The sequence below is a fragment of the Streptomyces sp. NPDC088733 genome, from assembly GCF_044751185.1.
Classification (GTDB): domain Bacteria; phylum Actinomycetota; class Actinomycetes; order Streptomycetales; family Streptomycetaceae; genus Actinacidiphila.
The window spans coordinates 1-18,850 of record NZ_JBIVLH010000003.1 but is presented as its reverse complement, the minus strand read 5'-3'; the positions used below and the strand labels follow the sequence as shown (position 1 = coordinate 18,850).

Genomic DNA, 18,850 nt, shown 5'->3' with positions numbered 1-18,850 from the left:
AGCCGCCCGCGGCCGGTACGGCCGGCGCGGGCACCACCGGCAGCTCGCTACGCCACCTCGATGCCGTACTCCTGGACCAGTGCCTCCAGGCCGCCCGGGTAGCCCTTGCCGCCGATGACGAAGTCCCAGTCGCCGGTGGCGCGGCGGCGGAACGAGCCGAGGACCAGCGCGGTCTCGCCGGGGCGGCCGTCGGACACCTCCAGGCGGTCGAGTTCGGCGCCCGAGGAGTCCAGGAGCCGGATGCCCGCATCGGTGAAACCCGACAGGTCGGCGTCGGCATTGGCGACGGGATCGACCGCCGCCACCAGGACCAGCCGGTCGGCCCGCTCCGGCAGCGCGTCGAAGGCGACCCGGATCGCCGCCTTGTCGGGGGCGGCCTCCTCGACCGAGCGGACCGAACCCTCCGGCGTCCGGGGGTTGTTGTAGAAGACGAAGTGGTCGTCGCTCAGCACCCGGGAGCCCTGGCAGACGAGCGCGCAGATGTCCAGGGCGACAGCGCCGGACCACGACATCCCCAGGACGTTGTGGTCGGCGGGCCGCTCCACCTCCGGCGCCGCGGGAGGAGGCGTGCGGGCCGGCCGCTGCGCGGGCGCGCCGTCGCCCAGCCTGCCGCGCAGGCCGTGGCGGTGCAGCAGGTCGACCAGTTCGCCCCCGGACACCAGCTCCAGCGGCTTGCCGTTGGCAAACGTACGGGACCCCGGGCCGAACCCGGAGGTGGTGACGAGCACGCCCTTGTTGGCGCCGGCGTCCTGCACGGTGCCGTACAGGTCGCGGACGGCGGTCGGCGGCACCGTGCTGCGGTAGCGCTTCACCTGCACGACGATCTTCCCGCCCCGTATCGGGGCGGGATCGTCGGCCTCGACGTCGACACCGCCGTCGTTCGAGCGCTGCGTCGTCACCGCGCGCATGCCCATCGCCCGGAACAGGTCCGCGACCAGCGACTCGAAGGCGATCGGATCCATGGTGTACAGGTCCGGCTCGTCGTCCCCGCCGTGCGAGACGACGTCCCCGCCGACGTCGCCGGGCACCCGGCCCGGCCGCACCGCGGTGCGCTGGTCGGGGCGCGCCGACAGCTGCCCGCGAAGGCCGTCCACGAGGCAGTCCACCGCGTTCACCTGCTCCAGGTCGAGCGCGGTGAAGGCCGGGCGCGCGGCCATGACCGTCGCCAGGACGAGCTCGGCGCGCCGGCCCGTCGCCGGGTCGTGGTCGTCCACGAAGCCGTTCAGCGCCACCGACTCCAGCGCCCCGAACTCGTCGGCCGCGAAGAGCTCGCGCAGCACCAGCAGCACGCACTGCGCCAGCACGTCGCGGTACAGCGCCCGCCGCTGGGCGACCGGGCGGGCCGTCTCTTTGTCCTGGTCCGTGGACGGCATGTAGCGCACCGACTTCGCCTCCGGGACGATGCCGTACTTCGGCAGCTCCCAGTTCACGACCAGCTGCCGTCCGGCCGGGTCGTAGGCGGCGGACAACTGCCGCGGCATCGCCTCGGGCCACGCCGAGGACGCGTACAGCGCCGCGGAGAAGTACTCCACGGCCGCCTCGGGATCCCCGTTGCGCAGTGCCGTGGCCATCTGAGCCATCGCGGTGTTGTGCCGGCGTATCTCCCCCAGCTGGGCGGCCGCCCACTGGTCGTACTGCTGCCGGTACGCCGCCAGTTGGCGCTGCCGCTCGGCCTCGGCGGCCTGGGCGGCGTGCCAGTCGCGCTCGAACCGGGCCCGCGCCTCGTCCTGCGCCCGGTCACGGCGGTGCGCCGTCAGTCCCCAACCGCCCTGGGCCTGGTACTGGTTCGGGTCCGGCATCGGGAGAGGGAGGGCCAGGGGGCCCGGAGCGAACGCCTCGACCTGCTCCGGCCGGGTGAGCGAGGCCGACCGGAACGCCGGGGCCCGGCAGCCGGAAGCCAGCAGGCCCGCCAGGGACGCGACCCGCGCGTCCAGTTCCTCGGTCCGCCGGTGTGCGTCCGCCTCGCGGTGCCGCCGGTACGCCGCCTGCTGCTCACGATGCCCGCGCGCCATGTCCCGCTCGTAGGCGCGCTGCTGCCGCTCCGCATCCCTCTGGCGCTGCACCTGCGAACGCAGCTGCGCCTCGCGCTGCCGCTGCTGCTGGCGCTGCGCCTCGGCCCAGATGCCGGCCAACCCGCTGGAACGACGACTCATGCCGCTGGTCCTCCCCCGGGACACCGTCGTCCCACCCGCAACCGTCCGCCGGCTCCCCACCGGCAACAATCGGACACCCTAGTCGGTATCCGGCCTCACTCCCATGGGCCGGACACCCGCTTCTGCCTCCCGCGCGGCATCAGGCGTCCCGCCACGGCAACGGGTCCGGGCGCCGGTACCACCACCAGCCGCGCTCGACCCGGTCGCCGTCGTGACCTGCCAGCTCACGGACGAGGACGTGCCCGGGGTCGTCCACGGTCGACGCGGCGAAGACGTCGTCCACCTCGGACAGGGCCGACAGGAGCCGTGCGGCGCCCCGTCACCGTCCTCGTGCCCCAAGTCCACCCCGCTCACCGGCACGTCCAGTACGGCCGCCAGGGCGGCGGCGAGGGTCGACGAGGAGAAGGTCGTAGATCATCGCGAGGTCCTGTCGTGGGCGTCACGCGGCGGCGGGCGGGGATCCCCTGATGGTCGCGTGCGGTGTGCCGGCGCCGCAGGTGGTTTTCCGCGGTACCCGGACCGACATATGTCTGTGGCACACTACGGCCCTCGAACAGTGGGGGAGGGGCCGTCACATGCAGCGGGTCAAGGGTGCCGCGCCGGATCTCGGCAAGACCGATGTCTGGTCGAAGTTCCGCGGGCTCACATGGTGGCAGTGGCTGCTGTCGGTGCTGCCGCTGGGCCTGTTCATCGGCGGAGCCCTGGGCGCGGGCATCGGCTTCCTGGGCGTCGCGGCCAACACCTCGATCGCCAGGAAGCAGTTCTCGACACCGCTCAAGGCACTCGCCATGACCGGGGTCGTCGTGGCCGTCTACCTCGTCTGGCTCCTGGTCGGGGCCGTCCTCTACGCCCTGACGGACTGAGACCGGGCGGGGGGCGTTGTGACGGGCACGATCCCCGCGACGCCCCGGGGCCCGGCAGCACGTTCCGCGAGGTCTTGCGGCGGTCCCCCCCCGCGGCCGAGGGTGCCTGACCCACGGCAGGACAGGAGCGCGCCTGCGGAGCAACCCATTGCCGGCGACGCGACCCGTGCGCCGCTACGCGGTACGGGTCCGCCGCGACAGCGGTCAGCCCGGTCACTGGAGGCCGAGTTGCCGGCCGACGTGCCGTGCGTCCGCCGTCGTCCGCCAGATGACGTCGACCCCCACCTCACCCGGGGCGGCAGGCCCCTCCGGCACGGGGAAGCGCTCGACCTCGGTGAAACCCAGGCGGCGCGCGACGGCGCCACTGGCGCGGTTGGCCGCGTCGTGGTGGATCTCGATGCGGTCGATGCCCGTCAGCCGGAAGCCCTCGCGGACGAGGGCGGCCGCGGCGGCCGTGGCGAGGCCCTGTCCCGTCCACCGGGGGTGAATCCAGTAGCCGATCTCGAGGCCGCCCGCACCGATACGGCGGTGCAGCCCGCAACCGCCGATCACGGTCGCGCCCGATGTGATCGCGTAGGCGAAGGTCTGCCGGCTCTCCCACTCGTCGTGGACCCGGGCCAGGAACGCGGCGGTCTGCGGTCTGCCGTGGTCTGCCGCCCAGGGCATCCACGGCAGGAGATGGTCGAGGGATTCGTCGATCGCCCGGTGCAGGGCGTCGAGATCGCTCCCGCGCCACCGGCGCAGTTCGACCCGGTCGGCATTGAGGCTTTCGGCAGGCTCCTCCATGCGCGGATGCTCTCGCGGCCCGGCCGGGGCCGGCAACGCGATATCGCCTGCCGCGGAAGCCCTCCGCGACGCATGCGCCGCGGAGGGGAGGACGGCCGGGCCGGCTACGACCGTGCCACGGGCACGACGTAGGGGAAGCGGTCGGTCCGCAGGTGCTCGGAGACGGACGGCCTGAGTCCCGACGGCACCGCCGTGTTGGTCACCAGGGACAGCATCGCCTCGGGCGCGTTGTCGGCCGGGGTACGGCCGTTGCGGGTGGCGAAGCCGTAGGTCGCGGGCGTTCCGACGACGTAGGGCAGCACGTCGGGGAACAACTCCCGCGCCACGGTCCGGCCGTAGCCCTCCGGGTCGCCGCTGGTCCCGGTGGCCGCGACGACGGCCGCGACCTGGCCCGCGACGACGTCGCCGGCGGCGGCGAGATCCTCGGAGGGGTGCCGGGTGTTGGCGGGGTTGCTGAAGTCGGTGTCGCCGGGCCAGAAGATGGGCCACATCATCGGGTGCCCGCCGCGGTTGATCTGCCGCCACCCCCCGGCGTCGGTGGCCAGCTTGGTCGCGCACCAGACGCCCGTACGCGCCCCGGGACGCAGCCGCGCGTCCTCGTGCGGCACTTCGAGCACAATCGATTCCACGGTGGTGCCGGTGAAGCTGTTCCGCGCCTCGCCCGGACGCCAGTCGGAGAGGTCCACCGCCGACCCCTTCGCCACCGCGCCGTTGACGACGGCCAGCAGGGACAGGTCGATGTAGAAGGAGTCGGAGATGCGCCCGGCCCAGACGCGGATGCCGTCCGCGGCGGCCGTCCCACCGGTGCGGCCCTCCAGGACCAGGTCGCCGTCGGCGGAGTCCTCGCGCGCCGCGTCCCCGGTCAGGACGTGCAGCCGCAGGGTCTGCCGGTCGTCCTCGTCGGGCTCGCCGAAGGAGACCCGGTAGGTCAGGGTCTCGAAATCGGCGCCGTCGAAATGCACCTTGAATTCGTAACGCGCTTCCGGGTGGAATCCCGGCTGGGCGTAGACACCGGTGATGTCGGAATTGACGTCCATGACGAATACCGTGCTGCGCTCACCGGGAAAGACATACAGGTCGTCGATGAACAGCTGACCGTTCTGGGCCGCCAGCGGAGTGTCGAGATGATGCGACATGGTCGGTCCTTGATTCTCTCGGTTTTTCTTCGGCGTTTTCCCTACTGCGCCATCCTCGCGGGGCGGGCGGCTGCCCGGTACTGCCCAATGGGGAATGCCCTCATAAACTGAGGTTATGAGCGATGCGCCTCCCGACCTGGGCAGTCTCCTGCTGCTGACGCTGGTCGCCGAACTCGGCAGTCTGGGCCGGGCCGCCGAGCGGATGGGGATCAGCCAGCCGGCCGCGAGCAAGCGCCTGACCCTGCTCGAACGGCGCCTGGGGCTGACGCTGGTGAGCCGCGACACCCGCGGGTCCGCGCTGACCACCGAGGGCAAGGCGGTGTGCCAGTGGGCGGGGCGGGTGCTGGCCGAAGTCGACTCGATGATGGTGGGCGTTGCCGCGCTGCGCGGGGACCACGCCCTCGACCTGCACCTGGCGGCCAGCATGACGCTGGCCGAGCACTTCGTACCGCGCTGGATCGGCACGCTTCAGCGGCGGTCGCCCGACGTCTGCGTCAGCCTCAAAGTGACCAACTCCGAACAGGTCGCCGCGCTCGCGGCAAGTGGCCGTATCGGCCTGGGTTTCCTCGAGGCGCCCACGGTGCCCTCCGGGCTGGGCTCCCGGCAGGTGGGCGCCGACCGGCTGGCCGTCGTGGTCGCGCCGCAGCACGCCTGGGCACGGCGGCAGGAGCCGGTGGACCTGGCCGAACTGGCCCGCACCCGCCTGATCGTCCGCGAAGTGGGCTCCGGCACACGGGAGACCATCGAGCGCGTGCTCGCCGGCGCGGGAGTCGAGCCGGTCCGGCCCCTGATGGTGCTGGACGCCAACGCCGCGATCCGCAGGGCCGTGGCCGAAAACGCCGGTCCCGCCGTGCTCAGCGCGATCAGCGTCCGGGACGACCTGGCCGAGGGCCGCATCGTCGAGGTCCCGGTGACGGGGGCCGACCTGCGGCGCCGGCTGCGCGCCGTATGGCCCGAGGACCGCCCGCTGACCGGCGCGGTCGAGGAACTGCTCCACATCGCGGCCCGCGCCTGACCGGCGGCATCGGCGACGTGGTCCACCGAACGTGCCGGGGGTCACGGTTCGTCACCATCCGAGCAGTGGCCCACCCAGGACCTGGCCGCCGATGTGTGCGGCGAGCTTCCGGGCCCGGGCCAGGTCACCGAGCCTGTCCACATGGACGTGGACGGTGTGGTCAGCGGCCCAAGGAGGGCCCAACTGGGGGTTGTTGCCGTGGAACACCACCTGGACGCCGTCGTACTTCAAGGACCCGTGGCGACCGGTCTCCGGATCGTCCGGCCACATGCCGCGCCAGCTGATGGCCGCCGTCCCGCGGCCGAGAACCGCGGCGAAGCGCTCCTCCACACCTCCTCCGGGAACGTCCACCATGAGATCGAACGGCAGATGCCGCTCCAGTGCGGGGTCGTCCGCCGCCGTCACCTCGATACCGAGCAGGGCTGCCTCGCCGGCCGGGCCGCTGCGCTTGCCGGTGTACTCGAAGGCGGCCTCGGGCAGGACCGCAGCCATCCGCCGCAGGTCCGCGACCGTCCGCAGTTGGGCGAAGAGCCCTACCTCGTCCTCGCATTCGGCCAGCAGCGCGCGCAGGCGAGAGGCCTGCGCGAACGCCGCGGTCGCGTCGGTGGTCCGGAGGACGGGATATGCCGCCGAGTTGCCCATGGACCGAACCGTCGCATGCCCCCGAATGCCCGGGCCACCGCATCGCGCCCACGATGCCCGGGGGCCGGTCAACCCACCCTGATCCAGGGGCCTGTCACCGACCGCGATCCCGTCACGGGGGGTTGGCCGCCGCGCGGCAGGCACCGGTCGCGGCGCCGCCCGGCACGCCGGCCCCGGTCAGCGCGTTCACGCACCCCCTCAGGTCGCCGTGCACACCTTGGGTGCAGGCCGTTCTGACGGCGTCCGTGACCTCGACGCCGGTCTGCCGGACCATGTTCGTGCAGGCCGGGATGTCCGCGTGGGCGACGGGGACGGCGAAGGCGCCGCCGCCGAGTGCGAGGGTCAGACCGGTGAGGACACCGGCGAAGCGGGCCGACATACGCATGGGAGGCACCTGCTCTCCGGGCTGGTCGGGGATTCGAGGCGCCGAGCGGTAGGACGAGCGCGGCTCGGCAGCACCACCCCTCCTTCCTCCGACACTAGAACAGCCCACTGCCACGCGCACTCCGGCCCGGCAGCGGCCCATCCGGCACAACGCCAGGGGACCGCCGACGCACCGGAACCTGACGATTTCCGCGCCGAGTCGGCATCGTCGGCTGCCCTGCTGCCCTGCTGCCCTGCTGCGCGCGGCGGGCCCCGGACGGACCGTCTTCGCGGCCGGAGTACACGAGGCCGCCTCCGTGACGGCACCGGCCGGCGGCCCCGCGGACCTGCCGCTCCCGGCGGCCGGCCGACGAAGGCAGGGGCGGTGTGCCGGCCGTCCTCAACCGCTCGCCACGGGTGTGGAGCCGATGGCCGCGCAGGCCGCCCGGTCCGTGGGGTAGCCGTCCGCCGGATAGACGACCGGCGCGCCGCGCACACGCCCGCCGGGGGCGGGCGGAGAGATCGGGAACCAGCACGCCGCGAACCGGGCCGGCTGCGGCCTGCCCTGCCACATCGTGCCCCAGGCCGCCGCGCAGGTACGCGTGGGGTCGTGCGGATCGAAGTCCTTCTCGAACCCCGGCGGCGGTTCACTGAGGTCCGCCTCGGCCGTCAATGTACGGGCGCACATGACCCTGGTCCCGTCCTGCCCCCACGGCCCGAGCGTCGCGACGGCCGCCGTACTGGCGCCCCCGAGCAGTGCGGCGGCTACACCGGCGACCAGGAACAGGCGGCGTCGGCTCCGGGGACCGCGCGCGGGGGACGGCTCCTCGGCGGCGCGTCGCAGGACGTCGTGCAGGACGCGGCGGCCCGCGGCGGACTCCGCCCAGCCGTCGGTGCCGTCGTCGGGGCGCACGGCCCGGACGGCGGCGAGATCGGGCGCGTGCCGGGTCGTGCCCGGGGTCTTCTTCATACCGACTCCTGCCGGGCGAAGTGAGGGTGCCGGCGAGTACCGGGGACAGGCGTTGCGGGGTCCGCCTCGGTCAGCGCGGCCCTGAAGCGTTTCCGCGCGCGGTGCAGGCGTACGGCGAAGGCGGCGGCCGTGCAGCCCATGACCGCGGCCGCCTGGCGCGCCGTCAGGTCGTACCAGGCGCTCAGCAACAGCGCCTCACGGTCTGTCTCGGAGAGCGTCAGCAGCGCGGCGCCCACTTCGGAGCGGGTCCCGATCGCGTCCCCGATCTCCTCGCTCCCGGGCCGGTCGGCCAACGCCGCCATGCGCGCGGTCGCCGCGAGGTACCGCCGGTCGGACCGCACCCGGTTGGCCAGCAGCCGCCGGGCCGAGGCGAGCAGCCACGGCAGTGCGTCGTCGGGAACGGCGCCGTACTTGTGCCAGGCCAGCACGAAGGTCTCCGAGAGGATCTCCTCGGCCGTCTCCCGGTCCGTGCGGTGCCGCAGGTATCCGAGCACGCGGTCGGCATGCGCCGTGTAGAGGGCCTCCAGCGCCTGGTCCCGGGCGGCGTCGTCGACGGTTGTCCGTCGTCGCTTCACTGCACCTCCGTGATGTCGTCCGTCAATCAGGAGATGTACGGCCGGGCAAGGATTCTTACCGCCCCCGGCGAACTCGGTCCGCCGGCTTCGGGGCGGGACCGCCCGGAACCGTGGGCGGCGGTCAGCCGATCCAGGGCGCGTCGCGACGGGCCAGTCCGTGGTCGATCCGCAGCCGCATGGACGGGTGGATGTCCAGCCCGTCCAGCAAGCCCGGGTGGACGAAGGCCACTTCCCTGCTCTCGCTGCTGGTGCGGAGTCCGCCGCCGGTGATGCGGGCGTGGAAGCAGATCGAGAACTGCTGGCGCACCTCGCCGTCGTCGTAGGCCATGACGTGCGCCGGGTCGGTGTAGATGCCGACCAGGCCGGTCACTTCGACGTCGAACCCGGTCTCTTCTCTCGTCTCGCGTACGGCCGCGGCCGCCGCGGACTCCCCGATGTCGATCCCGCCGCCCGGCAGTGCCCACAGGTTGTTGTCGGTCCTGCGGATGAGGAGGATCTCCCCGGCGCCGTTGAGGGCGACGGCCGTGACCGACGGGACGATGCTGTTCGCCTCGGGGGCGTTCGGGTCGTTGAAGTAGTCGACGCGGGCCATGCGTCCCAGCCTCGCACAGGGCTTCGTTCCCGGTCAGGGGCGCGGTGCGGCGTCGCCCAGGTCCCTTCCGTCCAGGACCTCGACGTTGACGACGACCGTCTCAGTCGGGTCGATGCCGAGCAGGATCACCACCTCGTCGTCCTCGTCCAACGCACAGAGGCAGGGGGTGGGTGAGCCCTTCGGTGCCGTCAGGAGGGTGCGGCATGCGGGTGTGCAGTCGCATGCGCCGTAGAACCGCAGGGTCGGGATCTGCTCAGTGAGGACCCCGCCGTCCGGCTCCAGCAGGCGCAGGATGTCGGCGGCCGACTCGGGAAAGACCTCCGCGAAGAGCGGCAGTTCGGCGGTCACGGGGCTGCGGGGGCCGTCAGCCGCGAGGCGTCGTCGAAGACGCCCACTGCGTACGCCACAGCCGTGCCCTTCCAGGAGGGATGTCGGACCAGGCGGGCGAAGCCGACCGGATTCGAACCGGCGTCCTCGCGATTTTGGAGACCGCGCGCGACTGCCTCTGCGCTACGGCTTCGCCCGGGGGCGATCCTAGCCTTCGTGCCGCCGGCGTTGACGACCCACCGCCCGCGGTCCGGCACGCTCAGTGACCCGGCATCGGCCCGGACAGAGGTCACGGCCTGTCGACGCGGGCGAGGACGACCGCGTAGCGGCACTCGGCATCGCTGGTGTTGGCGAAGACGCACGCCACGGGCTCGGCGACCTCGATCGAGTCGCCCGGGCCGAGTTCGTGCACCACGTCGCCCTCGTGGAAGGTCAGCCGGCCTTCGAGGACCCAGACGGCCTCCCGCTGGAACGCCAGGGACGCGGCCGGATACGGCACCCGGGCGCCGGGCGGCAGGTGGACCTCGGCGATGTCCGCGGGGAATCGCGGTCCGGTGATCTGGCGCCGGCGATAGCCGGTGGCGGGATCGTGCCATTCCGCGGCGTCGGCGATCCGGTGCACCCCTGCGGCCTCGGCCGGGATGAGCAGGGCGGAGAGCGGGACCTGGAAGGCGGCGGCGAGCTTGCCGAGCACGACGGCGGTGGGGCTGCTCTCGGCGCGTTCGACCCGGTTGATCATGGCGCGGGACACGCCGGAAGCGTCCGCGAGCTGCGCCAGGGTCCATCGGCGCCGCTCCCGTTCACCGCGGATGCGAGCGGCGATCTGAACGACCAGGGGATCTACTATGTTGGACACAGGTCTACTATACGAGAAAAGGCCGGTCCGGCAGGACAGCCGGCAGATCCGGGCGGCGTCCGCGGCGCTGCGCTCACGCGGCGGCTCCCCGTCGACCCGCCTGTGCATTCCACACGTTGGAGGACCCATGGAACTCGGTCTCGCACTGCCCACCGCCGGGCCGCAGACCTCGCCCGAGACGATCGTCAAGGTCGCCGTCGAGGCCGAACGGCTCGGTTACGCCGCCCTGTGGACGTTCGAGCGCCTGCTGCGCCCGCTCGACAAGATCGTGCTGTGGACGGGCGGCGAACCCCAGATGCTGCCGGAGTTCTACGGCTCGACGTACGAGCCGCTGGAGACGCTGAGCCACATCGCCGCCGTGACGGAGCGGATCAAGCTGGGCACCGCGATCCTCGTGGCGCCGCTGCACGTGCCCGTGATGCTCGCCCGCCGGCTCGCCACCCTGGACCGGTTCAGCGGCGGCAGGGTCGTCGCCGGTCTGGGGCAGGGCTGGCAGCACTACGAGTTCGAGACGGCGAACGTGCCGGTCGGCCGCAAGGGCGCCCGTACCGAGGAGTTCATCACGGCGATGCGGGCCGCATGGGGCCCGGACCCGGTCCGGCACGACGGCGAGTTCTACCGGATCGCGCCGTCGCAGGTGAACCCCAAGCCCGTCCAGGCCCGCATTCCGGTGCTGCTGGCCGCGAACGCGCCGGCCGCCGTCAAGCGCGCCGGCCGGATCGCGGACGGCCTGATCCCGATCACCTCCTCGGTGGAGGAACTGCGCGGCATCGTCTCCACGTTCCATGACGCCGCCCGGGAGGCGGGCCGTGACCCGGCGGACCTCATGGTGGTCAACCAGGTGCCGTGGCCGACCCCGGTCACCCGCGAGCCGATGGGGGAGGGCCGGCCCTTCCTCGGCGGATCGCCCCGGCAGATCGCGGAGGACCTCGTGGCCGCCCGCGAGACCGGCGTGACCCAGGTGTACCTGGCCGGCGGCCAGGGCCTCGGGCTCGGCGTGGGCCTGCAGGCCGCGGACGTGGACCCGTGGCTGGAGCTGCTCGGCGAGGTGATCGAGGCGGCCGACCGCCTCGGCGCCTTCGCGCCCTGAAGCGCGTGGGTACCGTCGGCCGCCGGTCCGGCGGGTGTCACATACGCCGGGGGTGATCGGTCTCTTTGGTGCGGCGGGTGCCGGAGGAGGCAGCCGCCGGTTCGCAGCCACAGCGGCGGCCTCTGCGATCACGCGTTCTGCACAGTGAGGATGACGGACCATGACGGCTCATGGCGATCTGCCCGCCCCGCAACAAGGACTCCTTGTCACGCACTTCCTGACCGTACGTGACGTGGAGAGGTCACGGACCTTCTACGCCGACGTGTTCGGCGGCGAGGTCGTGATGGAGGAGAACCCGGCGATCGTGAAGGTGGCCAACAGCTGGATCATCATGAATCCCGGGGGCGGCCCTACACCCGACAAACCCGGCGTCACTCTTGAAGTGCCGCAGAGCACCGAGCGGGTGTCGAGCTTTCTCAATGTCCGCGTCGCCGACATGGCCGCCTTCCACGCCCATGCGGTCGCCAAGGGCGCTCACTTCCTCACGGAGCCCCTCGACCGCGGTGCGGAACTCCGCTGCTACCTGCGCGATCCGGACGGCTACCTGATCGAGGTGGGTCAGTCCACCGGCCTGCTCCGAGGTCTCCATGCCGGCTGACCCACCGGCCCGTACCCCTGCCCCCGCCGAGCGGCCACCACTGATCGAGGTACTCACGATGACCACGGAGAATGTCCGGCACCCGAGCCTGATCGCGCCGGTCGGGCATGTCGAGCCCGTCCCCCGCCGTATCAGGGGGACGCTGGGAGGCCGCGTCGCCTTCGACACGCGGCGCGCACTCTACGTATGGGAGTGGCCCGCCTATCCCCAGTTCAGCATCCCGGTCCGCGACATGGTCGACGCGGAACTCGTCGACGAAGGACACAGCGAGCCGCACGGCGCCGGACCCGCACGGCGCCACACCCTCAAGGTGGGAGCAGAGGTCCGAGAGGGCGCGGCGTGGGTGTGGGAGGACGGCGCTCCCGAGGCCCTGCACGGAACCGTCCGCTTCGAGTGGGACGCGCTCGACTCCTGGTTCGAGGAGGACGAGCCGGTCTTCGTCCACCCCCGGAGCCCCTACTCCCGTGTGGACGCGCTCCGCTCCTCCAGCAGCGTCCGCGTGGAACTGGAGGGCGTCGTGCTGGCGGAAGCGCCGCGCTGCGTCAAGGTGTTCGAGACCGGCCTGCCGACGCGGTACTACCTCGACCGTCTCTCCGTCGACTTCACCAGGCTGCGCCCCTCCGGCACGGTGACCCGCTGCCCTTACAAGGGGACGACGAGCGGCTACTGGTCGTTCGACGGCGAGGCCGCCCCGCACGAGGACATCGCATGGGCCTACGACCTGCCGACATTCCAGGCCAACCGCATCGCCGGCATGGTCGCGTTCCTCAACGAGCGCGTTGATCTGTACGTCGACGGAGAACTGCTGCCGAGGCCCTCCGGGCTGTTGACGTGACGGCATGCGTGCCCGCCGCCGGAAACTCTCGGGCGGGCAGGCACTATCCCCGGTGAAGTTCCGCTCCCGCCGCTGCGTGCTGCGAACGCAGCTCGCGGGGGCTCACTCCGTACGCCGCCTTGAAAACGCGGCTGAAGTGGGCCGGGCTGGCGAACCCCCACCGGTGGGCGATGGCTTCGATCGTCATGAACTGATGCACCGGCGAGACCAGTTCCCTCCTGCATTCTTCGAGGCGCTGCGTCCTGATCCATTCACCGAGGGTGATTCCCGCCCGGGACAGGGTCAGGTAGAGCCAGCGTACGGAGACGTCGTGCTCGGCGGCGATGCGCTCGGCGGTCAGGTCGGGGTCCGCCAGATGGAGGCGGACGTACTCCTGGACACGCTCGAGCAGTGTGTTGTTCAAGGGCGCCCTGGCCAGGTCGTCCCGGTCCATGACCACGGTGACCACGGCCCTGATCAGGTCGACCGAGGGCTCCGTGAACAGGGCGGTCTCGGCTTCGCCGGCCGCGGCCTGACGGGCCAGCCGGGTGAAGAACGCCGCGGTCGCGCCCACGACCGGGCGCTCCGAACTGAGCGGTACGGCTGTGATCCGGTCGAGCAGGGACGGCCGCAGCCCAAGGACCTGCCTGGGAACGCGCACGAGAACCGCATGTACGGAGCCGCGGAAGAAGACCTCGTAGGGCTTCGCATTGTCGAGCACCGTGAGATCCCCGGCCTTTATCAGTCCTTGCCTGCCCCCCTGCTCGAACTGGGTCACCCCCGATTCCTGGATGGAGACGAGAATCTGCGGCACCATGTCCTCGTCCACCGGGGCACCAGTGCGCCGAAGGCGGGCCACGTTCCAGCCGATCTGCGAGATCTTCACCGACCCCAGCGCGCTGGTGGTCACGTGGGCCCGCTGGCGATTCGGGTTCTGCGGAAGCTCCACCTCTATGCGGCCGTTGACGGACCACGAGAATTCACGGATCGCATCCGCGCGATCACCGGGAGCGAGCGACGCGGCGTCGAGTAGATATGCCATGCGAGCGCCCTCCTGAACCGGTCGCGGAGCCTGCGTAGCGGGGCAGACTTCCACGGTACTGCGCCCAGTGGCCCATTTCGCAGATTTTGCTGCATTATGCACCTTTATTTCCGCTCTCGCCCTTGCGGTGCGCCGGCGGGCCGCCGGGGGTTCAGGGCAAGAGGGGGTGGGACGCCCGAGCAAGCCTTCCGGCAACCCCTGATCAGGAGACCCGGCGCGGGGGGAGCCCTGAACGAAATCTCCAGACTTCCGGGTCCCATGGTTCTGCGAGCCACTCGATCAGTCGGCCAACCCCTGCTTCGAACGCAGAACCCAGTGATGTGTGGTGGTCAATGGCGAGATTGCGCTGATTGATGAAATGAGCGTTGTGGTTCTCGGCGCACCAGCAGGCCACGCTCAGAGCGGCGCAGACGTTCAGGTTGCCCTCGACGGTCCATTCGATGTCGAGTGCGAGCTCCAGCCAGTCGGCCTCCTTGTCGTACAGGGAGATCTCCGTGAGCAGGATCTCGGGTACGCCGCGGCGGACGTCTTCCCCGGGACAGGTGATGTGCTGGGGAAACCATTCCCACTTCGGCTCGTTCCCCGATGGCCGTTCGCCATCGAGGGCTGCGGCCGCATGTCGCATGCGCAGGTGTTCCGCCGCCTCGGCGTGAGGGAACAAGGTGGGCAGGGGCACGCTGCTGAAGGGCCCGCTCTGCATGGTCATGCACACAGTCTGAAGAAGCACAGCTGTTTGTGCGGAGGAACTTCTTGATCCCAGACGTCGACGGTTTCGAACCGTCGACAGGCGACCGCGGCAAGTCGTCATTGGCCGCGGCTGACCGCCCAATGCGGCACGCCGACAAAGCCAGTGGCCGCCGGCGGCGTGCCAAGGCATGTCAGAGCTCGACACTAGGCTCCCGCACATGATCCCCCGTTCGGACGATGGCCCCGTACCGCTCAAGCAGGAGTTTCTCGCTGACTTGAGCGTCGAGGGGGAGGAGAACGACGACGCGCTGATCGAGAAGCTGCGCGCCCGGGCGTGCGATCCGGGTCGTCGATTCGATACGGCTGACCTTCCGGTGAGTTGGATAGCGGTGCGCTACGGCAGTGCGCACGTGGAGCAGCTCCAGGACGTCTTCAGGTCGTACAGCAGTGATGGGACGGTCCAGCTCAAGTCCGACGTCGCGGAGGTGACCGGCTACTACGCGGACGCTCCCCGCGGCCCGCTGTTTCCGCCGATATCCGTTGCGGACGTCGAGGAGGCAGAGCGCAGAATCGGGCGCCGCCTTCCCGGACTGCTACGGCGCGTCTACACCGAGGTGGCCGACGGAGGTTTCGGCCCCGACTCCGGCCTGGCCTCACTGACCGACGGCAACAGGGCCCCAGGACACCTGACGGACTGGCCGAGCGCGGTCGGTGTCCGTGAGCGCAACCGTACGCGTGGAGTGCCCGCATCGTGGCTGCACCTCGCCTACGGCGGCTGCACGATGGAGTGGCACCTCTCACTTGCCGCGGTCGGCAACCCCGTGCTGCTCTACGACAACGACGGCTGGGTACCCCACTGGGACGAGGATGCGCACGACGGCCTGAGGCACGCGACCGCCTCACTGCGGAGATGGCTGTGGACCTGGGCGGACGGCGGGGACGTCTGGGACGAGGCACTCAACCGCTGCAGCCCCGCGTGCCAGGGGCGCGAAGACGAGCGCCGCGGGTCCGATGATCACTGAAACGCATCTTACGTACGGAGGAGTCCCTGTGACCGAAGGCGGAATCCAATGGATTTCAGAGGCCTTTGACACCTACTGCCTGACCTTTGCGCGAGGGTTGGGAATTGCCGAACTGGTCCGCAGGATGGGGGGCGATCCCGGCACGATCCGCGAAGGACTCACCGCCGACGAGGCGATGGAATGGTCGTACGGGAAGGGACTGGTGGCCCGGCTGGGCACGTGCGGTGGGTGGGCGTTCGCGCTGGAGCACTGGAGCGACGAGGGTATGGAGCGAAGAACCCTCCGCGATGTCGCTCGGGGGACCGAGGCGGTCGTGTACCTCAACAGTGGTGGGCCGCCCCGTTGGTTCCTCTATGCCGAGGACGGGCGCATCATCGGCGACTTCGAACCGGGTGTCGAAGCCGACCAACTCGGCGGGGACGATCCGGGTCGACTGGTGCCGGCCATGCAGGAGGTGGGACTGCTGCTGCCCGACGGGAGTGCCGTACCCGATGTGAACGCGGAAATCAAGATCCTCGAGATGGGCGAACGCCACTTCGGCTTGACATTGCCGCGCGAGGTCGTGGAGCACGGCCCTCTCGCCGCCGTCAGCTTCGCCCCCTTCTAGCGTCGGCCGGCACGCGGCGCCGTGTACGCCCGGCCGACGGCTGCGGGCAGATCGCGGAAGGCGAGAACGACTGGGATGCCCAGTTCGGCGGTGCAGCGCGACGGCGACGCACCTTCATCCTCCGTGGCGGGCCCCAGGATGCGGCACGCACTCGCGCGACTATCGGCCCCGGGCGTTGTCGAGTTCGGCCGCCAGCACGGCCACTTCAAGCAAGTGGCTGAAGTACTGGGTCGCGTACTCGTCGTCAGCGATGGACGGGAGGATCCTCCTCAGGACCGTGATGCGATGATGAAGATCATCCCGGCGTCGGTCGTCCAGGTGGCGCTCCAATGCCACGGAGACGCAACCTGCGACCATGGTGTCCATCAACGCCGTGCACTCGCCCTCGGGCTCACGACCGATGAACCCCGCGGGGAACCGCAATCTTCTGAAGTCGTCCCACAGCCGTGACAGCTGATCTTGCTGTGTTCCCGTCATGCCCGTGATGACGTCTGACGTCGCGTGCGACGTCAGACAGTCACGAAGCAGTGGCGGTGGAGAAGCACAGGCGCAGACGGTCCCTTGTCCAATCGCAGGTGAACTCGATGCCGGATGCCCGGCCGATACGGATGGCTATGTTCGCGGCGGCACCAGCCGTGAGCCGACCGGTCGGGTCGTAGGCCGGGCGCTTGCCTTGAGCCGGGCTCTTGTTGACCCATGCGTACCCGTCGGTCCGCACGAACAGCGGTCCCGCGGTCCGGCCCGCCGCCCGCAGACTGCAGAGCAGTTCCTGTACGGCTGCCACCACGCAGTTCGTGGGGTCGGCGCGGTTCGGCGACAGGGACATCAGGTCGTCTCGCGCCCCGTCCTGTCGGCGGATCTTCACTGCCAGGCCTGAGCTTGCGGGGGTCAGGTCGGCGACATCGAGTGCGACCAGTTCGGACACCGTCGCGTCGCAGGCGTAACCAAGCAGGAGCAGGGCGGCCCCACGCCGGCCGGGGGCGCCGGTGCGGTCGATGGACAATGCAGCACGCAGGGCAGCCGCCGCGAAGTCGGGCTCGGTCACGACATCTCCTGACGGATCACATGAACACCGCTCGCCATGGCGGTCACCGCATGGCTGACGTCATCATGTCCGCTGCGGTAGTGGCCGACCACCGCATTACGAGCGAGCCGGGGCAGCCTGCGGCGCGACCTGTGGATTCCCCGCTCGACGGGGCACGCCGAGGGCACCGCCGTGGGATCAACGGGGTCCGGAGAGAACCTTGACCGCAAAGGGGCGATAGTCGTCGTCACTGTTCTCGGCGACGTATCCGAGCGCTTGCAGCATGGACAGGATCGCCGGAGCCATTCGTTCGTGAACGTTTCCCGCAGCTCTGATCACGGAAATGTTCGGACTCCCGGTTTGATAAGCCTCTCGGCTCGCACGGCGGAGCGCAGGATGTACCGCCCAGCTGAGCCAGATCCCTCCTGCGGCATCGTCGAAGGCGTCCACTTCGATTTCCAGCCCGCCGGCCGCCGTCTCCCAATCCGGCGCCTCATGGTTGTACAGAGCGAGCCCGAACTGGCCCAGATCCTCCCCTACCGCCTTGGCGAGTTCCCGAAGGCGGGCGGCCTCGCTTGGGCTGAGAGGCCGCAGCCCCCACTCGTTCTCTTCGTTCACGGGGGGCACCGTACAACGGTACTCAGAGCATCGCTTCGTGATCGTCCGGGGCAGTCGTCAAGCATCACCCGACGCCGGGCGGGACGGGCTTGGCCGACCAGGCACGTGCGTCGGGCCTGGGACCGGTGGTCGACCGTGGCTGACCGCTCGATGTGGCACGGCTGTGGCAGGCCGCCCTCCTGTCAGACCCATCCGTCATGCTCTGGATCGTGGATGAGAACGCCTTCTGGCAGTTGATCGAGGACTGCAAGCCGGGGACGCCGGACCCGGACGCCGAGCAACTCGTGGCAGCTCTGACGTCACGCCTGGTCGAGGGTCCTTTGGCGACAGTCAAACAGTTCGCAGAACAGTTGTCGTGGGCGCTGTACCGGCTGGATCGCAGGGAGTATGGGCACAACGTGTCGGGCGACGCCTTCCTGTACACCCGGGCCGCCGTCGTTGCTGCCGGCCGAGGCACGTACGACCGCGTCCTTCGGGATCCGGCAGCGTTCGAGCCCTTCGCCACTGGCAACGTCTGGGCCGAAAGCTTGCTATACGTTCCAGATCGGGCGTACGAGCACCTCACCGGCGAGGAGTGGGGTCGCCGGACGCGCTACTCCTATGAGTCCTACTCCAACACCAAGGGCTGGGCCCGTTCATAGAACCCGGCTCTGCTGCGCAAACCCACGGGGGCCGGCCAGCCGTGCAGTTGGACGCCAGCCGCCGTCACCTGCCTGTAAGTTCGGGCCGGGCTTCGTTTGCCCTGTAGGGAGGTGCCAACACGGGCGGCCTATGGCTGGTCTCTTCCTGCCTGCTTCTGTGGCCATCCCCCCCCCGCGTTGAAGTCATCCGGTGATGTCAGCCACGACCGGGTGGGCGCCTAGATGGGGTTGAACCGGTCCGCCATTCATGTGTCACTGGGCTGCAAGTCTGCAGCCCCTTCAGAGCGACGAGTGCGCATCGTCGACTCGCATTCGGCAGACGGCCAGTCCCGTATGTCGGCGACGGCTGAAAAGTGGACCGGTAGCGACGCTTGAAAGTTGACCCCCTTCAGGGGTCTGGCTCGTTGAGTCAGGCCGGGAGGAGTGGTG

The 18,850-nt window shown here is 70.6% G+C and carries 24 protein-coding genes and 1 tRNA gene; 8 read left to right on the top strand and 17 right to left on the bottom strand.

What is annotated here, in order from left to right; all coding sequences use genetic code 11:
- Nucleotides 1-47: 47 nt before the first annotated feature.
- Nucleotides 48-2,153: a restriction endonuclease gene (locus ACIP64_RS06155; protein WP_401582448.1), complete on the bottom strand. Its 2,106-nt coding sequence runs from the start codon at nt 2,151-2,153 to the stop codon at nt 48-50.
- 139 nt (nt 2,154-2,292) lie between these two features.
- Nucleotides 2,293-2,436 carry a hypothetical protein gene (locus ACIP64_RS06150; protein WP_401582447.1) on the bottom strand — a complete coding sequence of 48 codons (144 nt, stop codon included), beginning with the start codon at nt 2,434-2,436 and terminating at the stop codon, nt 2,293-2,295.
- A gap of 292 nt (nt 2,437-2,728) precedes the next feature.
- Between ACIP64_RS06150 and ACIP64_RS06145 the strand changes: the two genes are divergently transcribed.
- Nucleotides 2,729-3,016, top strand: a complete 288-nt coding sequence (locus ACIP64_RS06145) for a hypothetical protein (protein WP_401582445.1) — start codon at nt 2,729-2,731, stop codon at nt 3,014-3,016.
- A gap of 213 nt (nt 3,017-3,229) precedes the next feature.
- Here the strand turns inward: ACIP64_RS06145 and ACIP64_RS06140 are convergent, their stop codons facing one another.
- Together ACIP64_RS06140 and ACIP64_RS06135 are read right to left on the bottom strand one after the other, a co-directional pair.
- Complete coding sequence (locus ACIP64_RS06140) at nt 3,230-3,802, bottom strand: GNAT family N-acetyltransferase (RefSeq protein WP_401582443.1); 573 nt, start codon at nt 3,800-3,802, stop codon at nt 3,230-3,232.
- Nucleotides 3,803-3,906: 104 nt separating this feature from the next.
- Nucleotides 3,907-4,938, bottom strand: a complete 1,032-nt coding sequence (locus ACIP64_RS06135; RefSeq protein ID WP_401582441.1) for a DUF4331 family protein — start codon at nt 4,936-4,938, stop codon at nt 3,907-3,909.
- A 115-nt stretch (nt 4,939-5,053) separates the two neighbouring features.
- Between ACIP64_RS06135 and ACIP64_RS06130 the strand changes: the two genes are divergently transcribed.
- The gene (locus tag ACIP64_RS06130) at nt 5,054-5,953 is read left to right on the top strand and encodes a LysR family transcriptional regulator (protein WP_401582440.1); all 900 of its coding nucleotides are present in this window, start codon (nt 5,054-5,056) and stop codon (nt 5,951-5,953) included.
- Between the two features lie 51 nt (nt 5,954-6,004).
- On the opposite strand, the gene ACIP64_RS06125 is transcribed toward ACIP64_RS06130, so the two are convergent.
- The 8 genes from ACIP64_RS06125 to ACIP64_RS06090 form a co-directional block, all read right to left on the bottom strand.
- Nucleotides 6,005-6,595, bottom strand: coding sequence for a hypothetical protein (locus tag ACIP64_RS06125; protein ID WP_401582439.1), 591 nt, complete (start codon nt 6,593-6,595; stop codon nt 6,005-6,007).
- A 112-nt stretch (nt 6,596-6,707) separates the two neighbouring features.
- Entirely contained in the window at nt 6,708-6,980 is a 273-nt protein-coding gene (locus tag ACIP64_RS06120) for a hypothetical protein (RefSeq protein ID WP_401582437.1), read from the bottom strand.
- Nucleotides 6,981-7,358: 378 nt separating this feature from the next.
- A complete protein-coding gene (locus tag ACIP64_RS06115; protein ID WP_401582436.1) occupies nt 7,359-7,928 on the bottom strand; it encodes a hypothetical protein in 570 nt (189 codons plus the stop codon).
- Nucleotides 7,925-8,503, bottom strand: coding sequence for an RNA polymerase sigma factor (locus ACIP64_RS06110; protein WP_401582434.1), 579 nt, complete (start codon nt 8,501-8,503; stop codon nt 7,925-7,927). Before ACIP64_RS06110 ends, ACIP64_RS06115 begins: the two co-directional genes overlap by 4 nt.
- A gap of 121 nt (nt 8,504-8,624) precedes the next feature.
- Nucleotides 8,625-9,095: an NUDIX hydrolase gene (locus ACIP64_RS06105; protein ID WP_401582432.1), complete on the bottom strand. Its 471-nt coding sequence runs from the start codon at nt 9,093-9,095 to the stop codon at nt 8,625-8,627.
- Nucleotides 9,096-9,128: 33 nt separating this feature from the next.
- Nucleotides 9,129-9,443: a hypothetical protein gene (locus ACIP64_RS06100; protein ID WP_401582431.1), complete on the bottom strand. Its 315-nt coding sequence runs from the start codon at nt 9,441-9,443 to the stop codon at nt 9,129-9,131.
- Nucleotides 9,444-9,540: 97 nt separating this feature from the next.
- A tRNA-Trp gene (locus ACIP64_RS06095) sits at nt 9,541-9,615 on the bottom strand.
- A gap of 96 nt (nt 9,616-9,711) precedes the next feature.
- Entirely contained in the window at nt 9,712-10,278 is a 567-nt protein-coding gene (locus ACIP64_RS06090) for a helix-turn-helix domain-containing protein (protein ID WP_401582429.1), read from the bottom strand.
- A 127-nt stretch (nt 10,279-10,405) separates the two neighbouring features.
- On the opposite strand from ACIP64_RS06090, the gene ACIP64_RS06085 reads away from it, so the two are divergent.
- From ACIP64_RS06085 to ACIP64_RS06075, 3 genes are all read left to right on the top strand, one after another.
- A complete protein-coding gene (locus ACIP64_RS06085) occupies nt 10,406-11,368 on the top strand; it encodes a TIGR03619 family F420-dependent LLM class oxidoreductase (protein ID WP_401582427.1) in 963 nt (320 codons plus the stop codon).
- A gap of 160 nt (nt 11,369-11,528) precedes the next feature.
- Complete coding sequence (locus ACIP64_RS06080) at nt 11,529-11,966, top strand: VOC family protein (protein ID WP_360916652.1); 438 nt, start codon at nt 11,529-11,531, stop codon at nt 11,964-11,966.
- A 58-nt stretch (nt 11,967-12,024) separates the two neighbouring features.
- Nucleotides 12,025-12,801: a DUF427 domain-containing protein gene (locus ACIP64_RS06075; protein WP_401582425.1), complete on the top strand. Its 777-nt coding sequence runs from the start codon at nt 12,025-12,027 to the stop codon at nt 12,799-12,801.
- 43 nt (nt 12,802-12,844) lie between these two features.
- Here the strand turns inward: ACIP64_RS06075 and ACIP64_RS06070 are convergent, their stop codons facing one another.
- Entirely contained in the window at nt 12,845-13,822 is a 978-nt protein-coding gene (locus ACIP64_RS06070) for a helix-turn-helix domain-containing protein (RefSeq protein WP_401582424.1), read from the bottom strand.
- 202 nt (nt 13,823-14,024) lie between these two features.
- The gene (locus ACIP64_RS06065) at nt 14,025-14,528 is read right to left on the bottom strand and encodes a hypothetical protein (protein WP_401582423.1); all 504 of its coding nucleotides are present in this window, start codon (nt 14,526-14,528) and stop codon (nt 14,025-14,027) included.
- A 199-nt stretch (nt 14,529-14,727) separates the two neighbouring features.
- Between ACIP64_RS06065 and ACIP64_RS06060 the strand changes: the two genes are divergently transcribed.
- Together ACIP64_RS06060 and ACIP64_RS06055 are read left to right on the top strand one after the other, a co-directional pair.
- On the top strand, nt 14,728-15,531 hold the full coding sequence (locus ACIP64_RS06060; protein WP_401582421.1) for an SMI1/KNR4 family protein: 804 nt from the start codon (nt 14,728-14,730) through the stop codon (nt 15,529-15,531).
- A 28-nt stretch (nt 15,532-15,559) separates the two neighbouring features.
- Nucleotides 15,560-16,138, top strand: coding sequence for a DUF6461 domain-containing protein (locus ACIP64_RS06055; protein ID WP_401582420.1), 579 nt, complete (start codon nt 15,560-15,562; stop codon nt 16,136-16,138).
- Between the two features lie 159 nt (nt 16,139-16,297).
- Here ACIP64_RS06055 and ACIP64_RS06050 read toward each other — a convergent pair whose 3' ends face one another.
- The 3 genes from ACIP64_RS06050 to ACIP64_RS06040 form a co-directional block, all read right to left on the bottom strand.
- Nucleotides 16,298-16,615, bottom strand: a complete 318-nt coding sequence (locus ACIP64_RS06050) for a hypothetical protein (RefSeq protein WP_401582418.1) — start codon at nt 16,613-16,615, stop codon at nt 16,298-16,300.
- A gap of 40 nt (nt 16,616-16,655) precedes the next feature.
- Nucleotides 16,656-17,183, bottom strand: a complete 528-nt coding sequence (locus tag ACIP64_RS06045) for a hypothetical protein (RefSeq protein WP_401582416.1) — start codon at nt 17,181-17,183, stop codon at nt 16,656-16,658.
- 177 nt (nt 17,184-17,360) lie between these two features.
- Nucleotides 17,361-17,780, bottom strand: a complete 420-nt coding sequence (locus ACIP64_RS06040) for a hypothetical protein (protein ID WP_401582415.1) — start codon at nt 17,778-17,780, stop codon at nt 17,361-17,363.
- 197 nt (nt 17,781-17,977) lie between these two features.
- Here ACIP64_RS06040 and ACIP64_RS06035 point away from each other — a divergent pair, with 197 nt between their 5' ends.
- Complete coding sequence (locus tag ACIP64_RS06035; RefSeq protein ID WP_401582413.1) at nt 17,978-18,421, top strand: DUF4240 domain-containing protein; 444 nt, start codon at nt 17,978-17,980, stop codon at nt 18,419-18,421.
- Nucleotides 18,422-18,850: the final 429 nt, after the last annotated feature.